The sequence below is a fragment of the Paenibacillus pasadenensis DSM 19293 genome (assembly GCF_000422485.1).
GTDB lineage: Bacteria > Bacillota > Bacilli > Paenibacillales > Paenibacillaceae > Paenibacillus_O > Paenibacillus_O pasadenensis.
Genome location: NZ_AULW01000069.1, coordinates 1 through 22,733 on the forward strand (window position 1 = coordinate 1; position 22,733 = coordinate 22,733).

The 22,733-nt window shown below is 58.6% G+C and carries 21 protein-coding genes and 1 pseudogene; 12 read left to right on the forward strand and 10 right to left on the reverse strand.

What is annotated here, in order from left to right; translation table 11 throughout:
- Window positions 1–44 precede the first annotated feature (44 nt).
- Both H582_RS30865 and H582_RS30870 read right to left on the reverse strand, forming a co-directional pair.
- Window positions 45–497 carry a putative iron-sulfur cluster-binding metallochaperone gene (locus H582_RS30865; protein WP_084137021.1) on the reverse strand — a complete coding sequence of 151 codons (453 nt, stop codon included), beginning with the start codon at window positions 495–497 and terminating at the stop codon, window positions 45–47.
- Between the two features lie 12 nt (window positions 498–509).
- Complete coding sequence (locus tag H582_RS30870) at window positions 510–1,523, reverse strand: IS1595 family transposase (RefSeq protein WP_084137024.1); 1,014 nt, start codon at window positions 1,521–1,523, stop codon at window positions 510–512.
- 193 nt (window positions 1,524–1,716) lie between these two features.
- Between H582_RS30870 and tnpA the strand changes: the two genes are divergently transcribed.
- The 3 genes from tnpA (at window position 1,717) to tnpC (ending at window position 4,030) form a co-directional block, all read left to right on the forward strand.
- Window positions 1,717–2,037 (forward strand): IS66 family insertion sequence element accessory protein TnpA, encoded by a 321-nt coding sequence (gene tnpA, locus H582_RS31800; protein WP_080836822.1) that lies wholly within the window; start codon window positions 1,717–1,719, stop codon window positions 2,035–2,037.
- Complete coding sequence (gene tnpB / locus H582_RS0110180) at window positions 2,031–2,384, forward strand: IS66 family insertion sequence element accessory protein TnpB (RefSeq protein WP_028598474.1); 354 nt, start codon at window positions 2,031–2,033, stop codon at window positions 2,382–2,384. The genes tnpA and tnpB overlap by 7 nt, the downstream gene beginning before the upstream one ends.
- Before the next feature lie 71 nt (window positions 2,385–2,455).
- Window positions 2,456–4,030, forward strand: a complete 1,575-nt coding sequence (gene tnpC / locus H582_RS0110185; RefSeq protein ID WP_028598475.1) for an IS66 family transposase — start codon at window positions 2,456–2,458, stop codon at window positions 4,028–4,030.
- A 175-nt stretch (window positions 4,031–4,205) separates the two neighbouring features.
- On the opposite strand, the gene H582_RS0110190 is transcribed toward tnpC, so the two are convergent.
- Window positions 4,206–5,396 carry a copper amine oxidase N-terminal domain-containing protein gene (locus H582_RS0110190; RefSeq protein WP_028598476.1) on the reverse strand — a complete coding sequence of 397 codons (1,191 nt, stop codon included), beginning with the start codon at window positions 5,394–5,396 and terminating at the stop codon, window positions 4,206–4,208.
- A 264-nt stretch (window positions 5,397–5,660) separates the two neighbouring features.
- Between H582_RS0110190 and H582_RS0110195 the strand changes: the two genes are divergently transcribed.
- The 3 genes from H582_RS0110195 (at window position 5,661) to H582_RS0110205 (ending at window position 7,016) form a co-directional block, all read left to right on the forward strand.
- On the forward strand, window positions 5,661–6,362 hold the full coding sequence (locus H582_RS0110195; protein WP_028598477.1) for a pirin family protein: 702 nt from the start codon (window positions 5,661–5,663) through the stop codon (window positions 6,360–6,362).
- Between the two features lie 31 nt (window positions 6,363–6,393).
- Window positions 6,394–6,729 carry a hypothetical protein gene (locus H582_RS0110200; RefSeq protein ID WP_028598478.1) on the forward strand — a complete coding sequence of 112 codons (336 nt, stop codon included), beginning with the start codon at window positions 6,394–6,396 and terminating at the stop codon, window positions 6,727–6,729.
- A gap of 71 nt (window positions 6,730–6,800) precedes the next feature.
- Window positions 6,801–7,016, forward strand: a complete 216-nt coding sequence (locus H582_RS0110205; RefSeq protein ID WP_028598479.1) for a YwbE family protein — start codon at window positions 6,801–6,803, stop codon at window positions 7,014–7,016.
- A gap of 43 nt (window positions 7,017–7,059) precedes the next feature.
- Here H582_RS0110205 and H582_RS32805 read toward each other — a convergent pair whose 3' ends face one another.
- The 3 genes and pseudogenes from H582_RS32805 to H582_RS0110220 all read right to left on the reverse strand — a co-directional run bounded on the left by H582_RS32805 (window position 7,060) and on the right by H582_RS0110220 (window position 9,248).
- Window positions 7,060–7,938, reverse strand: a complete 879-nt coding sequence (locus H582_RS32805; protein ID WP_084137033.1) for an HNH endonuclease — start codon at window positions 7,936–7,938, stop codon at window positions 7,060–7,062.
- Between the two features lie 289 nt (window positions 7,939–8,227).
- Window positions 8,228–8,773 (reverse strand): annotated as a pseudogene (locus H582_RS26890) (P-loop nucleotide/nucleoside kinase family protein).
- A gap of 133 nt (window positions 8,774–8,906) precedes the next feature.
- On the reverse strand, window positions 8,907–9,248 hold the full coding sequence (locus H582_RS0110220) for a winged helix-turn-helix transcriptional regulator (RefSeq protein WP_028598480.1): 342 nt from the start codon (window positions 9,246–9,248) through the stop codon (window positions 8,907–8,909).
- Window positions 9,249–9,385: 137 nt separating this feature from the next.
- Here H582_RS0110220 and H582_RS26895 point away from each other — a divergent pair, with 137 nt between their 5' ends.
- On the forward strand, window positions 9,386–10,024 hold the full coding sequence (locus tag H582_RS26895; protein ID WP_052333127.1) for an NADPH-dependent F420 reductase: 639 nt from the start codon (window positions 9,386–9,388) through the stop codon (window positions 10,022–10,024).
- 76 nt (window positions 10,025–10,100) lie between these two features.
- Here the strand turns inward: H582_RS26895 and H582_RS0110230 are convergent, their stop codons facing one another.
- The 3 genes from H582_RS0110230 to H582_RS0110240 form a co-directional block, all read right to left on the reverse strand.
- Window positions 10,101–10,613, reverse strand: coding sequence for an SRPBCC domain-containing protein (locus tag H582_RS0110230; protein ID WP_028598481.1), 513 nt, complete (start codon window positions 10,611–10,613; stop codon window positions 10,101–10,103).
- Window positions 10,614–10,649: 36 nt separating this feature from the next.
- Window positions 10,650–10,982 carry an ArsR/SmtB family transcription factor gene (locus H582_RS0110235; RefSeq protein WP_028598482.1) on the reverse strand — a complete coding sequence of 111 codons (333 nt, stop codon included), beginning with the start codon at window positions 10,980–10,982 and terminating at the stop codon, window positions 10,650–10,652.
- A 618-nt stretch (window positions 10,983–11,600) separates the two neighbouring features.
- A complete protein-coding gene (locus H582_RS0110240) occupies window positions 11,601–12,572 on the reverse strand; it encodes a lipoate--protein ligase family protein (RefSeq protein ID WP_028598483.1) in 972 nt (323 codons plus the stop codon).
- Window positions 12,573–12,885: 313 nt separating this feature from the next.
- On the opposite strand from H582_RS0110240, the gene H582_RS0110245 reads away from it, so the two are divergent.
- Entirely contained in the window at window positions 12,886–14,991 is a 2,106-nt protein-coding gene (locus H582_RS0110245; RefSeq protein ID WP_028598484.1) for an alpha/beta hydrolase family protein, read from the forward strand.
- A 61-nt stretch (window positions 14,992–15,052) separates the two neighbouring features.
- Here H582_RS0110245 and glpK (H582_RS0110250) read toward each other — a convergent pair whose 3' ends face one another.
- A complete protein-coding gene (glpK, locus tag H582_RS0110250; RefSeq protein WP_028598485.1) occupies window positions 15,053–16,597 on the reverse strand; it encodes a glycerol kinase GlpK in 1,545 nt (514 codons plus the stop codon).
- A gap of 354 nt (window positions 16,598–16,951) precedes the next feature.
- Between glpK (H582_RS0110250) and H582_RS0110255 the strand changes: the two genes are divergently transcribed.
- The 4 genes from H582_RS0110255 (at window position 16,952) to H582_RS26900 (ending at window position 22,343) form a co-directional block, all read left to right on the forward strand.
- A complete protein-coding gene (locus tag H582_RS0110255; RefSeq protein ID WP_028598486.1) occupies window positions 16,952–17,530 on the forward strand; it encodes a glycerol-3-phosphate responsive antiterminator in 579 nt (192 codons plus the stop codon).
- Window positions 17,531–19,027: a glycerol kinase GlpK gene (gene glpK / locus H582_RS0110260; RefSeq protein ID WP_028598487.1), complete on the forward strand. Its 1,497-nt coding sequence runs from the start codon at window positions 17,531–17,533 to the stop codon at window positions 19,025–19,027.
- Between the two features lie 165 nt (window positions 19,028–19,192).
- The gene (locus tag H582_RS0110265) at window positions 19,193–20,866 is read left to right on the forward strand and encodes a glycerol-3-phosphate dehydrogenase/oxidase (RefSeq protein ID WP_028598488.1); all 1,674 of its coding nucleotides are present in this window, start codon (window positions 19,193–19,195) and stop codon (window positions 20,864–20,866) included.
- Window positions 20,867–21,080: 214 nt separating this feature from the next.
- Window positions 21,081–22,343 carry an IS91 family transposase gene (locus H582_RS26900; protein ID WP_043111181.1) on the forward strand — a complete coding sequence of 421 codons (1,263 nt, stop codon included), beginning with the start codon at window positions 21,081–21,083 and terminating at the stop codon, window positions 22,341–22,343.
- The last annotated feature ends 390 nt before the right edge of the window (window positions 22,344–22,733 follow it).

The following is a 22,733-nucleotide window of genomic DNA, read 5'->3' on the forward strand; positions in this document are numbered from 1 at the left end:
AGGCTCTTTTCGTAAGAATTGTTGCTGATTGAGATGACAAGAGATTAACTCTTGTCAAGACTCCGAATGAATGTAGTGACATTACCCAAACAACAGGCTCCTTGGGGGTTATTAACCTCACACCCACAACGATTAGCTTGAACTTGTTCTCTTATATGGTCAATTGGATGCTGGTTTTCCTGAACAGCTTGTATTAACCGTTCTCTCGTCCATCCAAAGCAGTAACATGCAGGTACATCCAACGCATCGTCTTTTTGGAACACCGAGACTTTGAGCATACCCTTGCCAAAGGTCTGCTCACCACTAAAATACACAACATCACAAGACGCATTAGTGCAAAAATTGTAAGTCATTTCAGGATGAATAGTTTCTAACGCTGTTGGCTTAAGCAATGCCTTGAGCGTAATCAATTGAACACTTTTGCCCTTTTGTAAACAAACAGGACATTGAGTAGGCGGTGTTGGTTTTTCGGTGGTTATTTGACAACATCTATCCATTTTTATCGCTCCTTACGCAGTTTTGAATGTGCGAACAAGTGTAAAATTAGCTTTCTTACACGCATCCAACACCATTGATTTTGTTTGTAGTTTCTTGTTAAGTTTCTTCTGCAATTCTAAAAAGCGGAACCACATGAGATAGTTATCCATGTATTTTGTAGCGACCCCATTAAATCTTTCCATCCACTTCTTTAAACGCTGATGATATGCGTTAACGTGTTGGATATGATAAACGCCTTTTTTAACATGTTCTCCTTTGTTGGAGTTGATGATTTCATGAGGTATGCCCCTCTTCTTCGCAAATGCCTTATAGTTTGTGGCAGAATCCGTGCAAAGAACAATTTCATTATCAAGGCATGTACCTAATGTCTGCTCAATTTCATCTGCTGTAATACGCCCACGTCCAGCTAATTTAGACATAATGTTGCCGTTGCGGTCATGGGCTACAACTATGCTAATTTGTTCTTTACTGATGCCACGTTTTTTAGCCTTGCCTCCTCGTTTCCGAGGCTTTCGATGCGAGATTGATTTCTTACCCTTATCACTTTCCAAGAAGTAGGTTTCGTCACTTTCAATGATTCCACGCAATGTTGAAAAGCCAAGAGAACGCAGAGCATTTAGAATCTTGTGTCGCCAATAAAATGCAGTAGAAACGTGTATATCCAATTGTTCTGCGATTTTGGGTAGGGTAACTCCTTCGACCATCAACTGAAAATACTTCAGCCATTTGTGGGGGTGATGAGTTCCAGAGAGTGGGCTTGCTGTCATGTCATTGAACGATTTGCCACAGTCCTTACATAAGTATCGCTGGCGAGAACGATATTTCCCGTTCCGTTTAATACATACACTTCCGCAATGGACACACGCCAAGCCGTTGCTGAAACGGACTTCTCGAATGTCCCCAACCATATTGGCAATATCCTCTTTCGGTTCAGGAAAAAGAGTATCTTGAATAGCTTGGAATAACCGATGCTGTTCAGCCTTTGGCAAATCGCTAAAATCTCCATAAACAGAATGCCAGTCCATTGTTTTTCATCCTCCCCAAACGAATGTTCTGGTCTAATTATATCATATGCCTTTTAAAGCAACAATCTTTTAGAAAAGAGCCTTCTTATAAAAACGACTCATTTCACCGTAAGCGTCAAACTCTCCCCACCTTCGTTCCTTGCAATAACCGTGAGATAATCCTCCTCATAGTCCAATTGGGGGAGGATTTTTTATGGCCAGAGAAGACGTACAGAAGAAATGGGAAGAACGAATTGCCGCTTTCCGTTCCAGTGGAGAAAAAGCAGCAAGATGGTGCAAAGCCAATCAGGTGGATCGTCGCGGGCTCTATACATGGATGAAGAGACTAAGCGGTTCATCCCCTGCTGCTGTCAAGTCAGCCACCTTCGTCAAAGCTCATATTACTCCCGAGCCGGAAGCCACACCTTCGGCTTGCCTTCGCATCCGAATCGGCGCAGCCGTCATCGAGGTTGACGCCGGGTTCAATCCCGCTTTGCTCCGCGACGTGGTGCAGGCTTTGGAGGTCATATGCTGAGCGAATTAACCAGCCGTCAGGTATTTCTGGCTTGTGGCAGCACGGATTTACGTAAATCCATCGACGGATTGGCTGCTCTTGTCCAAGAGGGGCTCGGACTGAATCCATTCTCTCCATGCTTGTTCGTCTTTTGCAACCGCGAGCGGAACAAGTTAAAGATCTTGTATTGGGAGCACAACGGTTTCTGGCTGTTCTACCGCCGGCTCGAGCGCGGCACGTTCCAGTGGCCCAGGGATCACAGCGATCCGGTCACGGTCACGACCCGCGAGCTCCGCTGGCTGCTGGACGGACTTTCGCTCAGCCAGCGGCAGGCTCACCCGAAAGTGACCGCCGCTACGGTCATTTAGCAATCTATTCCTTACTTAATTCGACATATGTTATGGCAGGCGTTGCCCCCATCCGTGCCGAAGTATACCATATGGAAAATCGAGCGGAATCGCCTCAGATCGAAGAGCTTCGGCAACAAAATGCGAAGCTGGAACAACAAAATATCGAGCTATCGGCCAAGCTCAAGTGGTACGAGGAACAGTTCCGTCTGGCGCAGCAAAAGCGCTTCGGCACTTCCAGCGAGAAGACGAATCCGGACCAGATGGAGCTGAATCTGTTCAACGAAGCCGAAGTGCTGGCCACACCAGCCGGACAAGAGCCACCTACAGAGAAGATCACGTACGAGCGCCGCAAACAGACGGGCAAGCGTGAAGACGACTTCTCCGACCTGCCGGTAGAGACCGTCGTGTACAAACTCGAGGAAGGCGAACGGTCCTGTGCTTGCTGCGGCGGCTCGCTGCATGAGATGACGACTGAGATGCGCAGCGAGATCGCGCTGGTGCCCCCGCAGGTCAAGGTCATGCGGCATATTCGTCAAGTCTATGCTTGCCGCCACTGCGAGCGTCATGAGATCCAGACACCCATCGTCACGGCGCCCATGCCGAGGCCCGTCTATCCCGGAAGCTTGGCTTCGCCGTCCAGCATGGCCTACGTCATGACGCAGAAATATGTGGATGGCTTGCCCCTGTACCGGCAAGAGCAGCAGTTCGCGCGTCTTGGCTATACGTTGTCTCGCCAGACGATGGCGAACTGGATGATGTATGGTGCGGAGCAATGGCTGTCTCCGCTGTTTGCTGCCATGAAGGCGTATCTGCTGCGGCAAGAAGTGCTGCATGCCGACGAGACGACGCTTCAGGTGCTGCGCGAAGAAGGCAAGTCCGCGGAAGCGACGTCCTACCTGTGGCTATATCGGACCGGACGTGATGTGCCGCCGGCAATACTCTACGAATACCAACGGACGCGGGGCGGCGAACATCCGCGCAACTTCCTGTCCGGATTCAAAGGCTATTTGCATGTGGATGGGTACCCTGGGTACCACAAGGTGGCAGACGTGAAGCTCGTCGGTTGTTGGGCACATGCCCGGCGCAAGTACGACGAGGCGCTGAAGGCAGGGCCGCCGGAGATGAGGAAGCTGGGAACCGGTGCAGGACAGGGCCTGGCTTACTGTAACCAGCTGTATGCGATTGAACGGGACCTTGCCGAAGTCTCCGCTGAAGAGCGACAGGCGAAGAGGCAGGAGCAAAGCCTGCCGGTGCTTAACGCCTATCATGGATGGCTGAAGGAGCAACGGTCCAAAACCTTGCCGAAGAGCCTGTCCGGTCAAGCGATCGCCTACAGCTTGAATCAGTGGGATAAGCTTACCGCGTTCCTGTCAGATGGGCGGCTGGAGCTCGACAACTATCGGAGCGAGCGGTCGATCAAACCGTTCGTGATCGGGCGCAAAAACTGGCTGTTCGCCAACACGCCTCGCGGCGCGAAGGCTAGCGCGGTAATCTACAGCGTGATCGAATCGGCCAAGGAGAATGGTCTGCACCCGTTCAACTACTTAAAGTACCTCTTCGAGCAGTTGCCGCAAATCTCTGGACCGCTCGATGCCGACGCGCTCGAACCCTTCATGCCATGGTCGCACGAGCTACCGGCTGAGTGCCGATTAAGTAAAAAGTAACTACAGATTAGTCGAACTGAGCTCCCGCCGCTAGGTGGGGGCTATTTGACGCTTACCGTGCACCACATGGGGCGCAATCGGCCCGGCGGCGCATCATGCGAGGGGCTGTCCACAGGGTCAAATCTGACCCGACGGACAGCCCCGTTCGTTTTATGAACCGTTTGCGCGCGTGACGCTATTGAAGCGTATAGGTCAGCTGCGACTGCTCCCCGGTGAACAGGTTGCGATAGTCGAAAACGAAGCTGTCCCCGTCGCGCTTCACGAACGTTAAATTGTCGGCCGCATCCGGAACAAACGGACTCGGCTCCGTCGTTTCGATCCGCGTAATTTCCTCCTCGGACAGAAGCTCCTTGTACAGCGCGGCAGCCGAGCCGTCCCGCAAATCGACGAGCAGGGTCGTGCCGCGGATATAAGGCCGGATCAGCAGCAGCCGATCCTCGACCGATGCATACTCCACGGTATACGTGTCGTCGTAGCCGCCCAGCGCCTTCAGATCGAACCGCTCCTGCACGTAGCCGTCCGGGCGGACGAGCTGCAGCTCCGAGCCGTCCAGCAGGACGAGCAGGCCGTCCGCCTCCTCGACGCTCTGCGCGCGGGCCATGCCGTAGTATTCCACGGCCGTCTCCCGCACGAGCTTTCCTCCGGATACGACCAAGCGATAAATGTCGGTGCCGAGCGCAGGCTCGCCGTGCGAATGGGTGACCGTAAGCAGCAGCGAGGTTTCGCCCGTCTTTTTCACGTCGAGGTACCCGTATTGGGTGACCCGTACGCCGGAATAGCCGATTCTTCGCGGCATTTCGGAGCCGACTGCCGTATAGACGTTTCCGTTGTCCTTGCGCACCCAGTACCAGCCGGCCGGGCTGCCTCCAAGCAGGCTTCGCGGGCCGTAGTCGACGAGCAGGGTGCCGCTCGTGTCCAGCTTCATCGTAGCGCCGGCGACCATGACGATGTCTCTCAGCGGAACAAACAGCGTTCCGTTTTTCAAAAATGGAGCCGTCGACATCGCATGCACCGAGTCGTTGATGAGCGCCTTGGAAGAGCCGACGCGCCACTTCAGCCGCAGGTTCGGAGCGGTCGCGATCAGGTAGCGGGTCGTCTGGTCGTAGGACAGCACTAGATCGGAGAACAGGGTCGACAGCTCGTTCAGCGACAGAAACGTCGTGCCTTTTTTCAAAGCGCTTTCCGGATTCGATTGCTTGATGTTGTACGCCCACTGGTACGAGGGGACGTTAACCGGAGGCGGATCGTCCGGCGTTCCGGCGGCGGAAGAGGTGCCGGGACGGAAACCGGCGAACAAGGCCGCGGCCAACGCGAACACGGCGGTTAAAGCGATCCATTTTTTGCTAATCAAGGATGAAGCCTGCATATCGGGAGCCTCCTGCGACATTGGAAATAAGATCCATTGATTAGACGCGGGCCATGTGGAATTAGTTTCGCAAAAGAAGCTTATGCTTGGAAAAACAAGGGCAAAAGATGACGGCAAAGACGGCGAACCCCCGCCGTTCCGGGCTCCGGAGACGTTCGAAGCGGGGCGCCCGTTATGTCCGCCAAAAACGCGGTTGTGATTCCGCCGAGATTCAACTATAATTCGGTTAGTTACTTTCAATTTTATAAAAAGAGGAGGCGTCCCATGATTCAACTTTATCCCGAGCGATTGCGCCACAAGACGGATCTGGGCTGGCTGAAAAGCCGCCCGAGCTTCCAGTTCGGAGAATATGCCGATCCGGAAAACAGCGGCTTCGGCGTCATGCGCGTGTGCAACGACGATTTTGTCGCTCCGGGACGGGGCTTCGGCGCTCATCCGCATAGCGATATGGAGATCGTCTCGATCATCTTGAAGGGGCAAATCCGCCACGAGGACAGCCTCGGCAACGTCGAAATCACATCGGCAGGCGAAGTGCAGCGGATTACGGCGGGCAGCGGCGTCGTTCACGCGGAGTACAATCCGTCCGAATCGGAGGAGCTGAACCTGCTCCAGCTGTGGTTCATGCCGAGGGAAAGAGGGCTGACGCCTTCCTACGAGACGGCCCGGTACGATCAGGCCAAGCTGCGCAATGCGCTGCTGCCGGTGGCGGCGGCCGTTCCTGCGGAAGGCGTCGCCAAGGTCGAGCAGGACCTGACGATTTATTTGAGCCGGCTGGACGCGGGGCGGGAGCTTGCGTTCCGGCAGGAGAAGGGACGGCGGGTTTTCCTGTTTGTTATCGAAGGAAGCTTGACGGCGAACGGCCTGGCGCTCGGCACCCGCGACGAAGCCCGGATCGCGGACGAACCGGAGCTCGCGCTTGCGGCCGGCGGGGAAGAGACGTTTTTGATGCTGATCGATTTGCCGTAAGCGGCCGAAAGCCGAAAGGAGGGAGCTTGGGATGAAGGAAACGTTTATCGTCAAGCATGCGGTAGGGGGCAAAATTTTTATCGATACGGGCAAGCGCCCCGTTCCTTACAAGCTGGAGGAAAAAGCGGACGGCGGCTACCGGTTTACGGTGACGACGCCCCGCGGCCCGGAAATCGAGGAGCTGCTGGAGCTGGCTCGCGAGCTTAACGTGTTCGTGTTCCGGGATTACTCGGAGGAAAACGAGCCGACGATCAAAACGTGGTTCTACGTGAAAGACGGACCGGTCGCGTACGACGACGGTCGGCAGGCGCTGACGATCGACGCCGAATCGAAAATCGAATACGTGCCCGACCGGTATTTGAGCTGACCGAAATTTCGTCCTCGGCTTGCGGTATGGTAAGATGGCAGAACAGATACCGACAGCGGAGGGTACGACAGGTGGAAGGAAACGGGAAAAACCGCGGCGATGTCCGGCCGGGACTGGAAGTGGACATCGTGCTGAAGCAGGACCAGCGAACGGGCAAAACGACGCGCGGCATCGTGAAGGATTTGCTGACGAAGTCGGCGTTTCACCCGCACGGCATCAAGGTGAGATTGACGGACGGCCAGGTGGGCCGGGTCCGGCATATCGTTTCGCAGCCGAACGAAGACTGAAACGGCCGAAAGCGGACGCGTCCCGGCGGGTTCGTTCGGCGCTTCAATCCGAAGCGCGAATGAATTCGTCGAGGTCGCGGTCCGCTTTCGACTGATTGCACAGGTTGCAGGCGCAAACGCAGTTGACCGGAGTCGTATGGCCGCCTTTGGCGCGGGGGAGCAGATGGTCGATCGTGTCCCCGTATTGTCCGCAGAAGTAACACGTATACTTGTCGCGTTCCAGAATAAGCCGGCGAAACTCCTTGTTGCTGTACAGGCGCCGGATCGTGTGGCGGCTCGCGACGACGGCGGCGCGCTCGCGCACGAGAATGAACGCAAGCTCCGGCTCGATCTCCTGATACCAGCGGCGGCCGTTATCCGACTTGCCGAGCATGCGGACGAAGCCCTGCTTCGTCGGTCTGAGGCCGGCCGGAGCCGGGGGAGGATCGACCGGGAGCTTGACGGGCCTGGCTTTGGCCAGGGCTTGGGGTTGAGAGTGGGCGGAAGGCGCAGCGGGGTTCGCCGCATGCGCTTTTTTGCGTTTGCGCCGCCGCCGCTTGCGCTTCGGCTTGGGAGCGTCCGCCGCCGGGGCTTCCGCGGTTTCCGCGCCGGACTCCGGGGCCGCCGCACCGGGGTCCGGGATCGCGAGCCCGGCGGCGTTCATGCCGGCCGGCTGCGCCGGCGTCAGCGGAACTGCCGCCAGCGGAACTGCCGGCGCCGACCCGGGCGCCGCGTCCGCGGCGGCGGGCCCCGAAGCCGCCGGCGCGGGAAGGGCCGGGCTTGCCGCCGCGCCGGACCACTCCTTCCGCCGGCATTCGCGGCAGACGCCGCGGCGCCTCCTGCGGCCGGATCTTCTGCCGCTTCTGCCGGAAAACTCCGCCAGCGGCTTGAATTCGAGGCATTGCCGGCACGTTTTGCCGGAGGCCCCTTTATCGCGATGCATCGTCTCGTTTGTCATAGCCCGAGTATATCATACCTGCGCGGCTCTAGTCTGTCGGGAGACTTCATTTTACCGGTTATGCTCGTCGCGGGCCTGCCGAAGCTGCTCGAGCCCGTCCCGCCGCAGTTCGGCAGCGTGCAAAATTCGGCTGTTCCGCGCGGGACCCTGCACCTTGTCGGCGGGGATGAGCGTGTCGTGCTCATGCCGAGCAGGCTCGCGTCGTTCTCGGACAAGCGGCTTCCGGCACCGGCTGATGGAAAACGGGCTTATCCTTCGTCGGATCGCAGCGCCGCTACTCGGCGACAAGCGCCTTTTCCCGGAATTGCCGCAGAATGGCGTCGGCGGTCTCCTCCGGCGTCAGCTCGGACGAATCCAGCCACCACCCGATCCGGGGCGTCTCTTTGCGCAGCACGTCGTCCAGGCCCGATACGGTCCAGATGCCGTAGCCTTACTTGGGCCGCGCGGCTTCCCTCGCCTCGACGGCCTGCGCGTTCGGGCACAGCACGACGACGTAAAACGGACGGTTCCGCACGTACGAGACAAAGTCCTCCAGCACTCGTCCCACGACCACGTCCTGGACGATGACGTTGAATCCCGCCTCCAGATAGTCATCCGCGGCCTGTGCGGCCAGCCGGTAGCGGAGCCGCAGCTGGTCCAGCCCGTCGTCGTCCGAGTCCGGCCGCACTTCCCGGCGGTCGTTGACGATCATTTTTCGAAAAATGTCCCCGCGCAAATGCACGGACCGGTCGAACCGTTCGGCCAACAGCTGCGAGACGGTCGATTTGCCGCTCGCCATAATTCCGGTGACGAGTAAAATAAAGGGCTGCCCGGCGTTCATCGGTTTTCCTCCTTTGGCGGAATCATCGTGAACACATTCGTCTCCCGGCGGGCCGACTCCTTCCGGAGGTTGCCGAATGGCGATAAAAAATTGCGCCTTTGCGTCGGCGGGACTTTGGAGCGGCGCCATCCTGTCATTGTTCGGGGCCCAAGTTCCGGATATGCGCGATTCCCCATTCGCTCATCCGATCCAGAAAGCCGATCATGGACCTCCCTTGAGGCGTGAGGGAGTATTCGACCTTTGTTTTGGGCGGGATATCCGGGGTGACCGTTCTTTCGACAATCCCGTCGGCTTCCAGCTCGCGGAGTTGTTCGGTCAGCATTTTTCCGGAAATGGCGGGGAGATGGCGCAGCAATTCGCTGTAACGCACGGGCCCCCGGCTGGTGTGCAAGTGTCGGTAAATCGGGATCTTCCATCTGCCGCTCAGCATCGAAAACACGCGCTCCACGGGACAATCGTTCAATTGAGCGGGCATCGTTTCATCGCGTCCTCCGTTTTTTTATTCATATTATAATGCATTCGCATGCGGCATGGGCGGGAAACGAAAAAGTGCCTTATTGCCGGCCCGCGGGCTCGGCTCCTATAATCTCCCGTAGAAGGGAGCGGGTATTCATGAAGATCGGCATTTTCGGCGCAGGACGCGTGGGAAAAACCATAGGCGAGGGGCTGATCCGGGCGGGTCATGAAGTCCGCATCGGCAGCCGCGACCCCGAGCATGCGAAGCATCGGGAATGGAAGCGGGAGGCGGGGGGAAAAGGGGACGTCGTATCCTTGAACGAAGCGGCAAGGTTCGGCGATCCGGTCTTCGCGGCTTTGCCCTGGGACGGCTTGAAGGAGGCGCTCGAACGTCTGGAGCCCGGAGTTTTGAAAAACAAAACGGTCGTCGACGTCACCAACGCCGTCCGTTTCGAAGACGGTCCGCGGTTGATGTACGGCGACACGTCGGCCGGCGAGCTCGTTCAGCGGTGGCTGCCGGACAGCAGCGTCGTCAAAACGCTGAACACGGTCAGCGACCGTCGGATGGTCCATCCGAGCTTCCGGGACGGCATGCCCGCGATGTTCGTGTCGGGCAACGACGCTCGCGCGAAAAATCAGGTCAAATCGCTGCTGGAGGACTTGGGCTGGCGAGACATGATCGATCTGGGAGACATCCGGCAAAGCCGGCTGCAGGAGGCGCTCATGCTGGCCTGCGTCATCAGTGAAATTCGGCTGGGGTCGCCGGGCATGGCGTTTGCGCTGCTGCGGGGATGAGCTCCGCTTGCGAAAAGGGAAGGGGCTGCCGGCGGGCGGACAAATCCGCCGCGGCACCCCCTCGGAAAACGCCGTTTTATGGTTGTGCCGCCTGCAGGTGCTCGGCCAGACGATCCCACGTTTGGGTGACCCCTTCCTCCATGCCCATATCCACAACGGTTTTGAGCGCTTCGGGGGTATCGTACCGGGAAATGCTGATTACCTTGGTCTTGCCCTCATGCTCTTGAAAAACCACCGTAGATTCGGGAGCCGGCATGTCCTCCGAAATGTTGCCTTCGGCATCGGAGAAGTAGTCGATATAGACGATCTTTTCGTTCGGGACGATCTCCTGATAGACCGATTTGCCCCAGGATTCCATGCCGTAGAAATCTCCCTGATTCGGGTCCATGCATTTCATGCAGTAATGCCAGACGCCGCCGGGACGGAAATCGATGTCGCACGCCGTCAGCTCCCAGCCTCTCGGCCCCCACCATTGCTTTAAATGCTCCGCTTCCGAAAACGCTTTAAACACAAGCTCGCGGGGCGCATCGAAAATCCTCTCCATCGTAAACTCCCGGCCTTCCGCTTTGATCGACATCCGGTTCGACATGCGCGACTCCTCCCTGGATTTGGGTTGACAGGGTCATTATTCGGGCTGATCGTCTTCCTGGGCTTGCAGCTTCTGCAGGTAAATATCGAGATTGTCGAAACGCTCGTTCCAAACGTTGAGGTAAGGCTTCAGCCAATCGTACAGCGTCTGGAACGGCTCCGACCGCAGCCTGTAATTCCGGCGGTTGGCGACCGCTTCGACTTCGACGAGCCCGGCCTCCAGCAGGACGCGCAAATGCTTCGAGGCTTGGGGCTGCCGGATTTGCAGGCGCTCGGCGATCTCGTTCACCGTCAGGGGACCGTTTTTCAAAAGCTCGACGATGCGCAGCCGATGGGGCTCGGCCAGCGCGCTGAATATCGCGGTTTCCATCATCTGGCCATTCCTTTAAGCCATGTTGCGCGAAGTACGGCGGAGATTGCAACTTCGGTTTGAATCATGCGATCCACCTCGTTTCCTCGGTTCGTAAACCGTACCTCGAATCGAATATACCATGAACGGAATATTCTTGTAAAGGAATATTTAAAATTTCTCCATCCGCCTGTCCGTGAACCATACGATTACTCTGCAAAGCCGGCCTCCAAGCGGTTCTGCTGGCGTTTTTGTGTGATATTTCATACAAAATCCGGTCATTTGGCGCTTTTTCGAAGACATTTGTATGATTTTTCGTACAAAATTGGCTCGTCGGGCGGTTCTGCTGGCGTTTTTGTGTGATATTTCATACAAAACTCCGTCATTTGGCGCTTTTGTGATGCCGTTTGTATGATTTTTCATACAAAATCGGTCTGTTGGGCGGTTCTGTGGACGTTTTTGTATGGTTTCGTACGAACCTTCGTCTTAGCGCTTGGCGCCAATCGGCATAACCGCATCCCGCCGCGTCAAAGCCAAACCGACCCCAACCCCATTCGGTTCCCGGGTTCCCGCCCATAACCGGGCCGGGACGGTCGAAAGCCTCATAGCCGAGCACAAATGTTGCTCGGCAGGAACGAGCTACTGGCTCCGCGGGCGGTACCGCTGCCGAAGCGTTTCGGCCATGGCGCGGATGTCGGCCGCGGCCGGCAGTTCGGCGGGCGGGACGGCAAGCGGGGCCGGGACAGCGAGCGGGGCCGGTTCGGCGGGCCGGCCGGCAAGCGGGCCGGGCTCGCCGGCGGCGTTGGCCCCGGCCCCGGCGGTCCCGGCGGCGGCTGCCCCGGCGGCGCCGAATGCCGCAGCGGCGCCCGCCGCGCCCTGCCGGCGCCCGATCGCGCGCCGGACCGCGTCCGCGAACGCGCGCGCCGCGTTCGCGCCAAAGCCCGCCAGCTCTTCGAGGCTGGCGGTGCTGCCGTCCGCCACCTGCGGGTAGGCGGACGGCTCCGCGCCTGGCGCGGCGCGTTCGTAGAACGCGCGCACGAGGCGCGTCCGGTCGGCGCCGGCTCCGCCCGCGACGACGAACGCCTGCACGCAGGCGGCGCGCAGCTGCCGGCGCTGGGCGATGCCGCAGAACTTGCGGCCCGCGATGCTAAGATCGTAGTCGCCGGGGCAATAGGCGCCCGCGATCTCGCCTTTGTCCACGGCGACGCCGGCGAAGGCGAGAGCCTCGCGAACGAACGCGTACATCCGCTCGAAGTCCTGGCGAAAGCGCGCGTCCGCGCCGCCGCTTTTCGGAAAAATAAGCGAGAGATTGACGACGCCGGCATCGAGCGGCACCGCCGCGCCGCCGGAATGGCGCACGACGACCTGCCAGCCCTGCGATTCCAGCCAGCGCGACGCCTCCGCCGCATGCGGCAGCCGGCTGTCGCGCTGTCCGAGCACGAAGGCGTTCGGATGCCGCCACATATGGCAGAAAGCTTCTCCGGTCTCGCCGGCGCGCCTGCACAGCAGCTCGTCGAGAGCGAAAGCCTCCAGCGGATCGGCAGCGGCCTCCGCGTCAAGCCGATCCACGAGCCTCATGGCGCCGGCCCAGTCCACCATTTCGTCGTTCATCTTCAGCCGCTCCTTCGTCCGGTCTATTTTCGAATAGGTACTGCGCATCATGCCCGATGACCGCCGCCGGGAATCCGGCAGGGGTTCCTTTTATTGTAGCAGGCCTCCCGTCCGGGCCCAACTCCCGCGAAGGGCTATTCAACCCAAATTTTCCGTGTTATAATGATCACAAATTAATAGCGGGTTGGAGAACGGGAGACACCACAACACTTGGCTGCGCGAATCGCGCGGTCGATGGCGTTGTGGTTTTTTTCATTCGGCAAGGGAATGACAGCGCTGTCACCCGCTAATAAAACTCAGAAGGAGTCTGCACATGGCACAATCTCGATCGTTTTGGAAAAAGCCGCAGGGGCTGCTGGCCATTTCGTTGGCGCTTATGATCGTCGGAAGCTTCCTGGCCGGCATGTTCCACACCTCGTTCTACTCGGTAAAAGTAAAGGAAATCTCGTTCGATGCCGATCACGGCCAGCTTCACGGGCTGCTGTACATGCCGGAGGGAGCGGGCCCCGACAATCCGCGGCCGGTCATCGTGACGACGCACGGCTATTTGAACTCGAAGGAAATGCAGGACGCGCCCGCTATCGAAATGTCCAGACGGGGCTACATCGTCCTGGCGCTGGACCAATACGACCACGGCGACTCCCGCTGGACGGCCGACATTCCGGTCGACCAGATGTTCTCGACGTTCTGGATCTATTCCCAGTTCGACGCGGCCAAATATATTTACGACCAGCCGTACACCCTGAAGGACGAGAACGGCAACGCCTACGTCGCCGTCAGCGGCCACTCCATGGGCGGGTTCTCGTCGCTGCTCGCCATGTATTTCGACGAGATGAACGCCCTGCAGGCCGGGCACCGCATGATTCATGCGGGCATCGCCGTCGGCGCGGACTTCTCCTACGCCTCCGCGGTCGCGCCGCAGGATCAGCTCCAGGCCGCCTTCGGCAGCCGCACGGTCGGGGTGATCGGGGGGCAATACGATGAATTTTTCTTCAACAAATCCGACGCGGAGAAAACTCCGTCGGAGCTGGAAGTGCAGGGAACCGTTACGCGCAAGGATTTCGTCGCGACGCTGTCGGGCAAATCGTTTCTCGGCGTGCCGGCGGATCAGCAGGCCGAGGCCGGCAAGTTTTATACCGTGCAGTCGGGCGACGTTCTGGTGGAGGAGAAGGCGGTCCGGCCTTCGGAGACGGGCGAGCGCATCATTTTCACGCCGAATCAGACCCACCCGTGGAACCACTTCTCGCCGACGGTCACGGCCAACTTGATCGATTTTTACAACCATGCGTTCGAGGGCGTTGCCGCGTCCGACATCCGGTCGGAGCTGGGCTCGGGCAATCAAATTTGGTGGCTGAAGGAAGCCTTCAACGGCGTCGCGCTCGTCGGCTTCTTCCTGATGTTCGTCCCGCTGATCGGCCTGCTGCTCAAAGCGCCGTTCCTGCGCAAGTCCGTGACGGAATCGACGGCCGCCGTACCGGCGCCGGCGACCGGCTTGCAAAAAGCGCTTTTCTGGATCGCGTTCGCCTTCAGCGTGCTCATCCCGGCGATTTTGTTCCCGACGCTGATGGACAAACAAGAGGGCGGAATGAACGCCCTTGTCGTCATCTCCCTCGTCCTGCTCGGTCTGGGCGTTGTCGGGGCGATCGCCGGCTTCGCGGCGAAGAAAAGAAACATCGGCACGGGCAGCGCGCTGCTGGCGGTCGTGTCCCTCGTCATGTGGCTCGTCTTCGACAATGCGGGATCGATTCTGCAGCTCGGATCGACGTTCAACGAACCGACGACGAACCAGATCGGCTATTGGGCGATTTCGGTGGCGCTGATCTTTGCCTTCCTGACGATGGCGTTCCACTACTTCTCGAATAAAGGGGCGGGAACCTCGTTCGGCCAGTACGGCATCAGCCTGAACCCCGTCGTCATCGTCGCCAGCCTGTGCACGGCGGCGATCGCGGTCGTCGTCGGCTATGCGCTCCTGTTCGCGCTGCAGGCCGTTTTCGGAACCGACTTCCGCTTGTGGGTGCTTGCGGTCCGCACGTTCGAAATGGAGCACGTCGTCACCGCGCTGCGGTACCTGCCGTTCTTCCTGTTCTACTATTTCGTCAGCGTGGTGGCGCTCAACGCGAACACGCGGGGACGCAAGGGCGGCTATCTGCTGTCCGTCGTTCTGAACGTAGGCGGGCTCGTGCTGTGGCTGATCGCCCAATACGGCAAAGACTTCCTGACCGGCGTCTCGCTGTACCCGGATCAAGCGTTGAACGGCATTCTGCTCTTCGCGCTCGTTCCTTGCCTGGTCGTCGCGGCGGTCTACGCCCGCAAGCTGTTCGAGAAAACGAACAACGTCTGGCTCGCCTCCTTCGTGAATACGATCCTGTTCACCATGATTACGGTCGCGAACACGGCGTTGTTCTGGAATCTGGTCTGACGACACCTAAAAAAGCCCTTCGGCCTGGCGGCTGCGCGCCGTCTGCCGAAGGGCTTTTTGCTTATCGTTTGCCGTTTGGGCTCTTCGTTTTGAAGGCCATCGCGGCATGAACGGCCTGCACCCATCCTTCGTACCGCTCCTGCCGGACCTCCTCGGCCAGATCGGGTTCGTACGTTCGATCCTTGCCGGTCCGAATTTGCAGGGAAATCTCTTCCTGATCCCTCCACAACCCGACGGCAAGTCCGGCCAGGTACGCGGCTCCGAGCGCGGCCGTCTCGAGCACCCTCGGCCGTTCGATCGGGACGTTCAGCAAGTCCGCCTGCCACTGCATCAGAAATTCGTTCGCCGCGGCGCCTCCGTCCGCCGTCAGCTTGACGAGCCTGATTCCGGAGTCCGCCTCCATCGCCGTCAAGACGTCCTTCGTCTGGTACGCGATCGACTCGACGGCCGCCCGGATGATATGGTCCTCCGTCGTTCTCGCGGTTAGCCCGAAGATGGCTCCTTTCGCCTCCATGTCCCAGTAAGGGGCGCCGAGGCCGACGAACGCCGGCACGAAATAGACCCCGTCGGCCGAGGGAACGGCCGCCGCGTGCTCGTCCGAATCCGATACTTTCCAGATCGTCTTAAGCCCGTCCCGCAGCCATTTGACTACCGCGCCGGCAATGAAGATGCTCCCCTCCAGCGCGTAAACGATCTTGCCGTCGATGCCCCAGGCGATCGTCGTCAGCAGCCCGTTGTCGGACGAAACCGGCTCCGAGCCGGTGTTCATCAGCAAAAAGCAGCCCGTCCCGTACGTGTTCTTCGCCATTCCCTTCTCGAAGCAGGCGTGGCCGAACAGGGAAGCGTGCTGGTCGCCCGCCATCCCCGCGACCGGGATGGGGACGGGGAACAGGGATTCGGAAACGTAGCCGTAAATATGGCTGGAAGGCTTGACCTCCGGCAGCATCGAAGCCGGAATATCCAGCATGCGCAGCAGTTCGGGATCCCACTCGAGCTCATGAATGTTGAACAGCAACGTTCGGGAGGCATTGGAGCAATCGGTGGCATGCACCTTGCCGTCCGTAAGCTTCCACAGCAGCCAGGTGTCGATCGTGCCGAACAGCAGCTCCCCGCGCTCGGCCATCTCGCGCGCCTGGGGGACATGGTCCAGAATCCACCGGATTTTCGAGCCGCAGAAGTACGGGTCGAGAATGAGCCCCGTTTTTTCCCGCACCGCCGGTTCGAAGCCTTCCGCTTTCAGGCGGTTGCAGATGTCCGCCGATTGCTTGCTCTGCCAGACGATCGCCCGATAGATCGGCTGGCCCGTCAGCCGGTTCCAGACGACGGTCGTTTCTCGCTGATTCGTGATGCTGATCGCGGCGATCTGCTCGGGGGCGACGTCCGCCCGCTGCAAAACCTCGTACATGACCGCGGACTGGCTCTCCCAAATTTCCTCGGCGTCGTGCTCGACCCAGCCGGGCCGGGGATAATGCTGCTTGAATTCTTTTTTGGCGACGGCCTTCGGATCCCCCTTGCGGTCGAACAGAATGGCGCGGGAGGCGGTCGTGCCCTGATCCAGCGTAAGGACGTACTTGGCGTTCCCGGCGTTTTCGGCGTTTTGGCGGATGACGGTAACCTCCTTGTACGGAGCGCACGCAAAAAGAAAAAGCCGGCAGCTAGCCCTTCGCGAGTACGCAAGGACTAGCTGCCGGCTCTGCTTCTCCGTGGCAGCCTGCAGATTAATTTATTTTCTATCATACTTGACAAATTCAGGATGTCAATGCTTGGCAAGCCGAATGCCATCCGAAAAAAGACGCTTTCATATAGACACTCCTTTCCGTTTGGTTTATAATGTGCTCAAGTTGATATGTGTGGCGGAGAAAAGGAGAACACGCGAATTGGGTCCTCGTCGGACCGGTTCGTCATTCTCCTTTTTTGTCATTTAAGCCCCCCGTTCAGGGGAGCGGAGGGAGAGGCCGACATGAATTTCCGTAACCAGAGCGTATTGCCTGCTGCCCGGAAAGTGAAGGATTTGGAGAAGCTGATCAAGCTGTCGTACGAATATATCGTGATCCTCGACACCCACATCAGTCAGATCCGGCCGATCGTCGATCTGGCGAAATCGCATGGCAAGAAGCCGATCCTGCACGCGGATTTGATCGAAGGACTGAAAAACGACGAATACGCGGCAGAGTATTTGTGCCAGGTCGTAAAGCCGGCGGGCATCGTGTCCACCCGGGCCGGCGTCATCGGGAAAACGAAGCAGAACGGGCTGCTGGCGATTCAAAGGCTGTTCCTGCTCGATACGAACGCCCTGGAAAAAAGCTACGCCATGTTCGAGAGGACGAAGCCGGACTTCATCGAAGTCCTTCCCGGCGTCATTCCGCACATTATCGCGGAAGTGTCCGAACGGACGGGGATTCCGATTTTCGCCGGCGGCCTGATCCGGACGGTGAACGACGTCGAACAGGCGCTTCGCGCCGGGGCGTCGGCGGTAACGACGTCGAATTACGAGCTGTGGAAGCATTTCGAGCCCGCAGGGCGGAAAGGGGAAGGTTGAGTGTCGCAGAAATACATTTTGGCGATTGACCAAGGGACGACGAGCTCCCGGGCGATCGTGTTCGACCGGCAGGGCCGCATCGTCAGCACGGCGCAGCAGGAGATCAGGCAATATTTTCCGCAGCCGGGCTGGGTGGAGCATGACGCAAGCGAAATCTGGGTATCGGTGCTGGGCGTGATCGCCAGCTCGCTGTCCCAGGCGGAAATTCTCCCCGAGCAGATCGAGGCGATCGGCATCACGAACCAGCGGGAGACGGCGGTCGTATGGGATCGCCATACGAGCCGGCCGATCCATCACGCGATCGTCTGGCAGTCCAGGCAAACGCAGGACATTTGCGAGGAGCTGAAGCGGCAAGGGCATGAGGAGCGCTTCCGCGGGAAAACGGGCCTGCTGATCGACCCTTATTTTTCCGGGACGAAGATCAAGTGGCTGCTCGATCACGTCGAAGGAGCCCGCGAGAAGGCGGAAAACGGCGATTTGCTGTTCGGCACGATCGATTCTTGGCTCGTCTGGAAGCTGAGCGGGGGCAAGGTTCACGTCACCGACTATTCCAACGCGTCCCGGACGCTTCTCTACAACATTCACGAGCTGGCCTGGGACGAGGAATTGCTCGACATTCTGGGGGTTCCGGCGTCCATGCTGCCGGAGGTGCGCTCTTCGTCGGAGGTGTACGGCCGGACCGTCAAGCACCACTTTTTCGGCAACGAGGTGCCGATCGCCGGCATCGCGGGCGACCAGCAGGCGGCGTTGTTCGGGCAGGCCTGCTTCGAAAAAGGGATGGCCAAAAACACGTACGGAACCGGCTGCTTCATGCTCATGAACACGGGCGACGAAGCCGTCCGCTCCGAGCACGGGCTGCTGACGACGATCGCCTGGGGCATCGGCGGCCGGGTCGAATACGCGCTGGAAGGGAGCGTATTCGTCGCCGGATCGGCGATGCAATGGCTGCGGGACGGCTTGCGGATGCTGAAGCAGACCGCGGACAGCGAGACGTACGCGACAAGGGTGTCGTCGTCGGAAGGGGTGTACGTCGTGCCGGCTTTCGTCGGCATGGGCACGCCCTATTGGGACAGCGAAATGCGGGGAGCCGTATTCGGGCTTACGCGGGGAACGACGAAGGAGCATTTCGTTCGGGCGACCCTGGAATCGCTGGCCTATCAGACCAAGGACGTGCTGGACGTGATGGCCGTCGATTCGGGCTTGCCGCTCAAAGGCTTGCGCGTGGACGGCGGTGCGGTGCGCAACGATTTTCTGATGCAGTTCCAAAGCGATCTGCTCGGGGCGGAGGTCGAGCGCCCGGTCGTCAACGAGACGACTGCGCTCGGAGCGGCGTATTTGGCCGGGCTTGCCGTCGGCTACTGGGCGGATAAGCAGGAGATCGCCGACGGCTGGAAGCTGGAGCGGACGTTCCGGCCGGCGATGCCGGAAGACGAGCGGGACCGCGCGTACGCGGGGTGGAAGAAGGCGGTCCAGGCCGCCATGGCGTTCAAGCCGTAATGGGGCGGCCGTTTGCTTTCGTTCTTTCGGGTAAAATGCTATAATCACTTTAACAAGTTCATACACGGTAGGAGATCGGGAGAACCACGGACGTTCCCGCCGCGCTTGCGCGGCGGGATGGAAGTGGTTCTTTTTTTACATTAACGGGAAAATGAGGGATGACGGATGAACGGAAACTACGGTACGGATCGCCGGGGACGGCTGTCGGAATTGGAAGACGGCGTGTTCGACGTTTTGATTATCGGCGGCGGGATTACGGGCGCGGGCATCGCGCTGGACGCCCGGAAGCGGGGGATGTCGACGGCGCTGATCGAAATGCAGGATTTCGCGGCCGGGACGTCGAGCCGTTCGACGAAGCTCGTGCACGGGGGGCTGCGGTATTTGAAGCAGTTCGAGGTGAAGATGGTCGCCGAGGTCGGGAAGGAGCGCGCGGTCGTCTACGAGAACGGCCCCCACGTGACGACGCCGGAATGGATGCTGCTGCCGTTCTATCAGGGAGGGACGTTCGGGGCGTTCACGACGTCGATCGGGCTGCGCGTATACGATTTTCTGGCCGGGGTCAAGCGCGAGGAGCGCCGCAAAATGCTCAGCAAGGAAGAGACGCTGGCCAAGGAGCCGCTGCTGCGGCGGCAAGGGCTGAAGGGCGGCGGCTACTATGTGGAATACCGGACGGACGATGCCCGCCTGACGATCGAGGTCATGAAAAAAGCGGTCGAAGCCGGAGCGCGCGCGGCGAACTACGTCAAGGCGGAGGAGCTTCTGTACGAAGGCGGCAAGCTCGTCGGAGTCGTCGCCCGGGACGTCATCGGCGGCGGGACTTACCGGATCAAGGCGCGCGAGGTGGTCAACGCCACCGGTCCCTGGGTGGATACGCTGCGCGAGCTCGACCGCTCCAAGGAAGGGAAGACGCTGCGGCTCACGAAGGGCGTTCATCTCGTGTTCGACGGACGAAGGTTTCCCCTTCGCCAGGCGATTTATTTCGATACGCCGGACGGCCGGATGGTGTTCGCGATTCCCCGCGAAGGCAAAACATACGTCGGCACAACCGACACCGACTACGCCGGAGATACGGTCCATCCCCGCATGAGCGAGGAGGATCGGGACTATATCCTGGCCGCCGCCAACGGCATGTTCCCGGATCTGAAGCTGACCGGAGCGGACGTCGAGTCCAGTTGGGCGGGATTGCGTCCGCTGATCTACGAAGCGGGCAAGTCGCCGTCGGAAGTGTCGCGGCGGGACGAAATTTTCGTCTCGGCTTCCGGGCTGATCACGATCGCCGGCGGCAAGCTGACCGGTTACCGCAAAATGGCGGAAACGGTGACCGACCTTCTCGCGGCCAAGCTGCGGGAAGCCGGGCGCGGGCCGTTCGAGCCGTGCGGCACGAAGACGCTGCCGATCTCGGGGGGCGACGTGGGGGGATCGCGGCAGTTCCCGTCCTTCGTGCAGAAGATGACGGAAGCCGGCGTGAAGCTCGGCTTGACGAAGGAGGCGGCGGAGCGGCTCGCCCGCCGGTACGGGTCGAACGTGACGGCCGTACACGACCGGATCCGGAACGGGAAAGGGAAGGCCGATCCGCACGGGCTTCCGCCAGAGCTGCGGGCGGAGCTGCTGTACGCGATCGAGGAGGAGATGGCCGTCAAGCCCGTCGATTTCTTCCTGCGGAGAACGGGGTCCGTTCTGTTCGACATCGACTGGGCGAAGCGCTGGAAGGATGCCGCGATCGATTTCATGGCGGACTGCCTGGCCTATTCGGACGAGCAGAAGCGCGAGTATGCGGAAGAGCTGGAGCGGGAGCTGGCCGCGGCGTCGACGCCGAGCGAATCGCTCGGCGGCCGTTAAGGGGCCCGGAGGCGTTGTTTGCGCGGCGCGCGCTTGATGCAGGACGCCCATCGAGCGCATGGCGCGCACGGCGTGTACGACTCGAAAGCAAGCAAAACCCGTCGCGGGGTCGGAATGAACCCCGCGATGGGTTTTTTCGAAATTATAGAATTTATAAAATTCCGGGGTGAGGGAAGGCTACCACCTCGTCTTAGTTTTTGGTAAGGTTAAGAGTATGGAGACGAACGTGCTAAAACGAATTTTCTTTGATGAACATGGGCATTGGGATCGGTTTGTCGCGAAGCATAAGGGCAGGATTCGTCCCAATGTGATCAAAGAAGTGGAGAAGTTTCGCAAATGTGGAGACCCGCGAAACGGATTCAAGCTGCTAGTCTGCGAAGGTTGCCACGACTTGCGGCTTGTACCGTATCGTTGCAAAGGGAGATTCTGTACGACCTGTTCATGCGGAGAGACGGAAGAATGGGCGCGGCTCCTGGAACAAGACGTATTCCAGGTGAACCACCGCCATGTCGTCTTTACGATTGATGAACGGTTGCGGGAAGTGTTTCTGCTCCATCGGGAAAAATTGTTGAAAGAATTTATGGATGAAGCGGTTCGAATCGTCAAAGAGTATTTCGAAAAAAAGCATAAGGTGACCCCGGGGATCATCGCGGGGTTACATACGTTTGGGGCACGGCTTCAGTTTAATCCGCACGTCCATATGCTGGTGAGCATGGGGGGAATGAAGAAGAACGGGGAATGGAAAACGTATGACTTCGTTCCGTTCGAGATGTTGCGCAAACAATGGCAGACGGTGGTACTGAAGCTGATCCGCCGCAAGTTAAGTGCCGAAGAGAAGAGACAAGTGCAAAGCCGTTTACAAAAAGCCTACTCTGAAAATGGAGAAGGGTTCTATGTGCATGCACCGAAACAAAAAGGTGATGTGAAGCGGCAATTGGGATATATCGGGCGATACATGAGAAGACCGGCAATCGCGGTGAGCCGAATTGTTGCGTATGATGGGGAAACGGTGACCTTCCGTTACCGGGATAAGCATGACGGGGAAGAGAAAACGGAGACGATTACGGTAGAAGAATTGATTGGGCGACTGATTCGGCATATTCCGGATGAGAACTTTAAGACGATCCGTTACTACGGAGTGTACTCGAGGCGGATCAAGGGTCTGTGCAAGAAGATGGTCAGTGAGTGGCAAAAAGCAGCAAGGAGATGGATCGTCAAAGTCAGGAGGCTCTTGAAGAGGAGAACGTGGAGCGAACGGATCAAGGAGCAGACGGGGAAGCCGCCATGTTGTCCGAAATGCGAAAGTTATTATGAATACAAGGGAGAAGCCTGTCTTGAAGAAGGGAAGTTGAAGGTGAAGTACGCGGTGTGCTCCACCTCAAAAGCATGTCTGGAAAGGATGATACGAGATGTCACTGGTGTCCAGGAAACGAAAGGCAGCCAAGCGAAAGAAAAAGCAGCAAAGCGGATTGCATAACAAAGCGAAGGTCAAGTACATCTGTTTACAATGTGACATAACCGAAGAGATTCCATTGAGTGTTGTACGGGATTTTGATGCGATGGATGACGGAGATCCGACTGTCCCTCCGAAATTTCGATGTGAAGAATGCGGCGGAGCGATGTACCCGGAATATTACAAAGGACTTCATGGCTACGAGTATCGGATAGGTGACGTAAGAGATTAAGCTGAGTGCTGCTACACACCCAGCTTCATATCCTCCATATGAACTCGATGCTCGAACCAGAAGGACGCCGTAAGGCGTTTTTCTTATAGGCTCTTTTCGTAAGAATTGTTGCTGATTGAGATGACAAGAGATTAACTCTTGTCAAGACTCCGAATGAATGTAGTGACATTACCCAAACAACA

What these genes read in the sequence shown, in the direction of transcription:
- H582_RS30870 (WP_084137024.1), bottom strand. Translation starts at nt 1,523, where the DNA reads ATGGACTGGCATTCTGTTTATGGAGATTTTAGCGATTTGCCAAAGGCT.
- tnpC (WP_028598475.1), top strand. Translation starts at nt 2,456, where the DNA reads ATGGAAAATCGAGCGGAATCGCCTCAGATCGAAGAGCTTCGGCAACAA.
- H582_RS0110240 (WP_028598483.1), bottom strand. Translation starts at nt 12,572, where the DNA reads ATGAACGACGAAATGGTGGACTGGGCCGGCGCCATGAGGCTCGTGGAT.
- H582_RS0110195 (WP_028598477.1), top strand. Translation starts at nt 5,661, where the DNA reads ATGATTCAACTTTATCCCGAGCGATTGCGCCACAAGACGGATCTGGGC.
- H582_RS0110255 (WP_028598486.1), top strand. Translation starts at nt 16,952, where the DNA reads ATGAATTTCCGTAACCAGAGCGTATTGCCTGCTGCCCGGAAAGTGAAG.
- H582_RS0110190 (WP_028598476.1), bottom strand. Translation starts at nt 5,396, where the DNA reads ATGCAGGCTTCATCCTTGATTAGCAAAAAATGGATCGCTTTAACCGCC.
- tnpB (WP_028598474.1), top strand. Translation starts at nt 2,031, where the DNA reads ATGCTGAGCGAATTAACCAGCCGTCAGGTATTTCTGGCTTGTGGCAGC.
- H582_RS0110265 (WP_028598488.1), top strand. Translation starts at nt 19,193, where the DNA reads ATGAACGGAAACTACGGTACGGATCGCCGGGGACGGCTGTCGGAATTG.
- H582_RS30865 (WP_084137021.1), bottom strand. Translation starts at nt 497, where the DNA reads ATGGATAGATGTTGTCAAATAACCACCGAAAAACCAACACCGCCTACT.
- H582_RS32805 (WP_084137033.1), bottom strand. Translation starts at nt 7,938, where the DNA reads ATGCATCGCGATAAAGGGGCCTCCGGCAAAACGTGCCGGCAATGCCTC.
- H582_RS0110200 (WP_028598478.1), top strand. Translation starts at nt 6,394, where the DNA reads ATGAAGGAAACGTTTATCGTCAAGCATGCGGTAGGGGGCAAAATTTTT.
- H582_RS0110235 (WP_028598482.1), bottom strand. Translation starts at nt 10,982, where the DNA reads ATGGAAACCGCGATATTCAGCGCGCTGGCCGAGCCCCATCGGCTGCGC.
- H582_RS26900 (WP_043111181.1), top strand. Translation starts at nt 21,081, where the DNA reads ATGGAGACGAACGTGCTAAAACGAATTTTCTTTGATGAACATGGGCAT.
- tnpA (WP_080836822.1), top strand. Translation starts at nt 1,717, where the DNA reads ATGGCCAGAGAAGACGTACAGAAGAAATGGGAAGAACGAATTGCCGCT.
- H582_RS26895 (WP_052333127.1), top strand. Translation starts at nt 9,386, where the DNA reads ATGAAGATCGGCATTTTCGGCGCAGGACGCGTGGGAAAAACCATAGGC.
- H582_RS0110220 (WP_028598480.1), bottom strand. Translation starts at nt 9,248, where the DNA reads ATGCCCGCTCAATTGAACGATTGTCCCGTGGAGCGCGTGTTTTCGATG.
- H582_RS0110245 (WP_028598484.1), top strand. Translation starts at nt 12,886, where the DNA reads ATGGCACAATCTCGATCGTTTTGGAAAAAGCCGCAGGGGCTGCTGGCC.
- H582_RS0110230 (WP_028598481.1), bottom strand. Translation starts at nt 10,613, where the DNA reads ATGTCGAACCGGATGTCGATCAAAGCGGAAGGCCGGGAGTTTACGATG.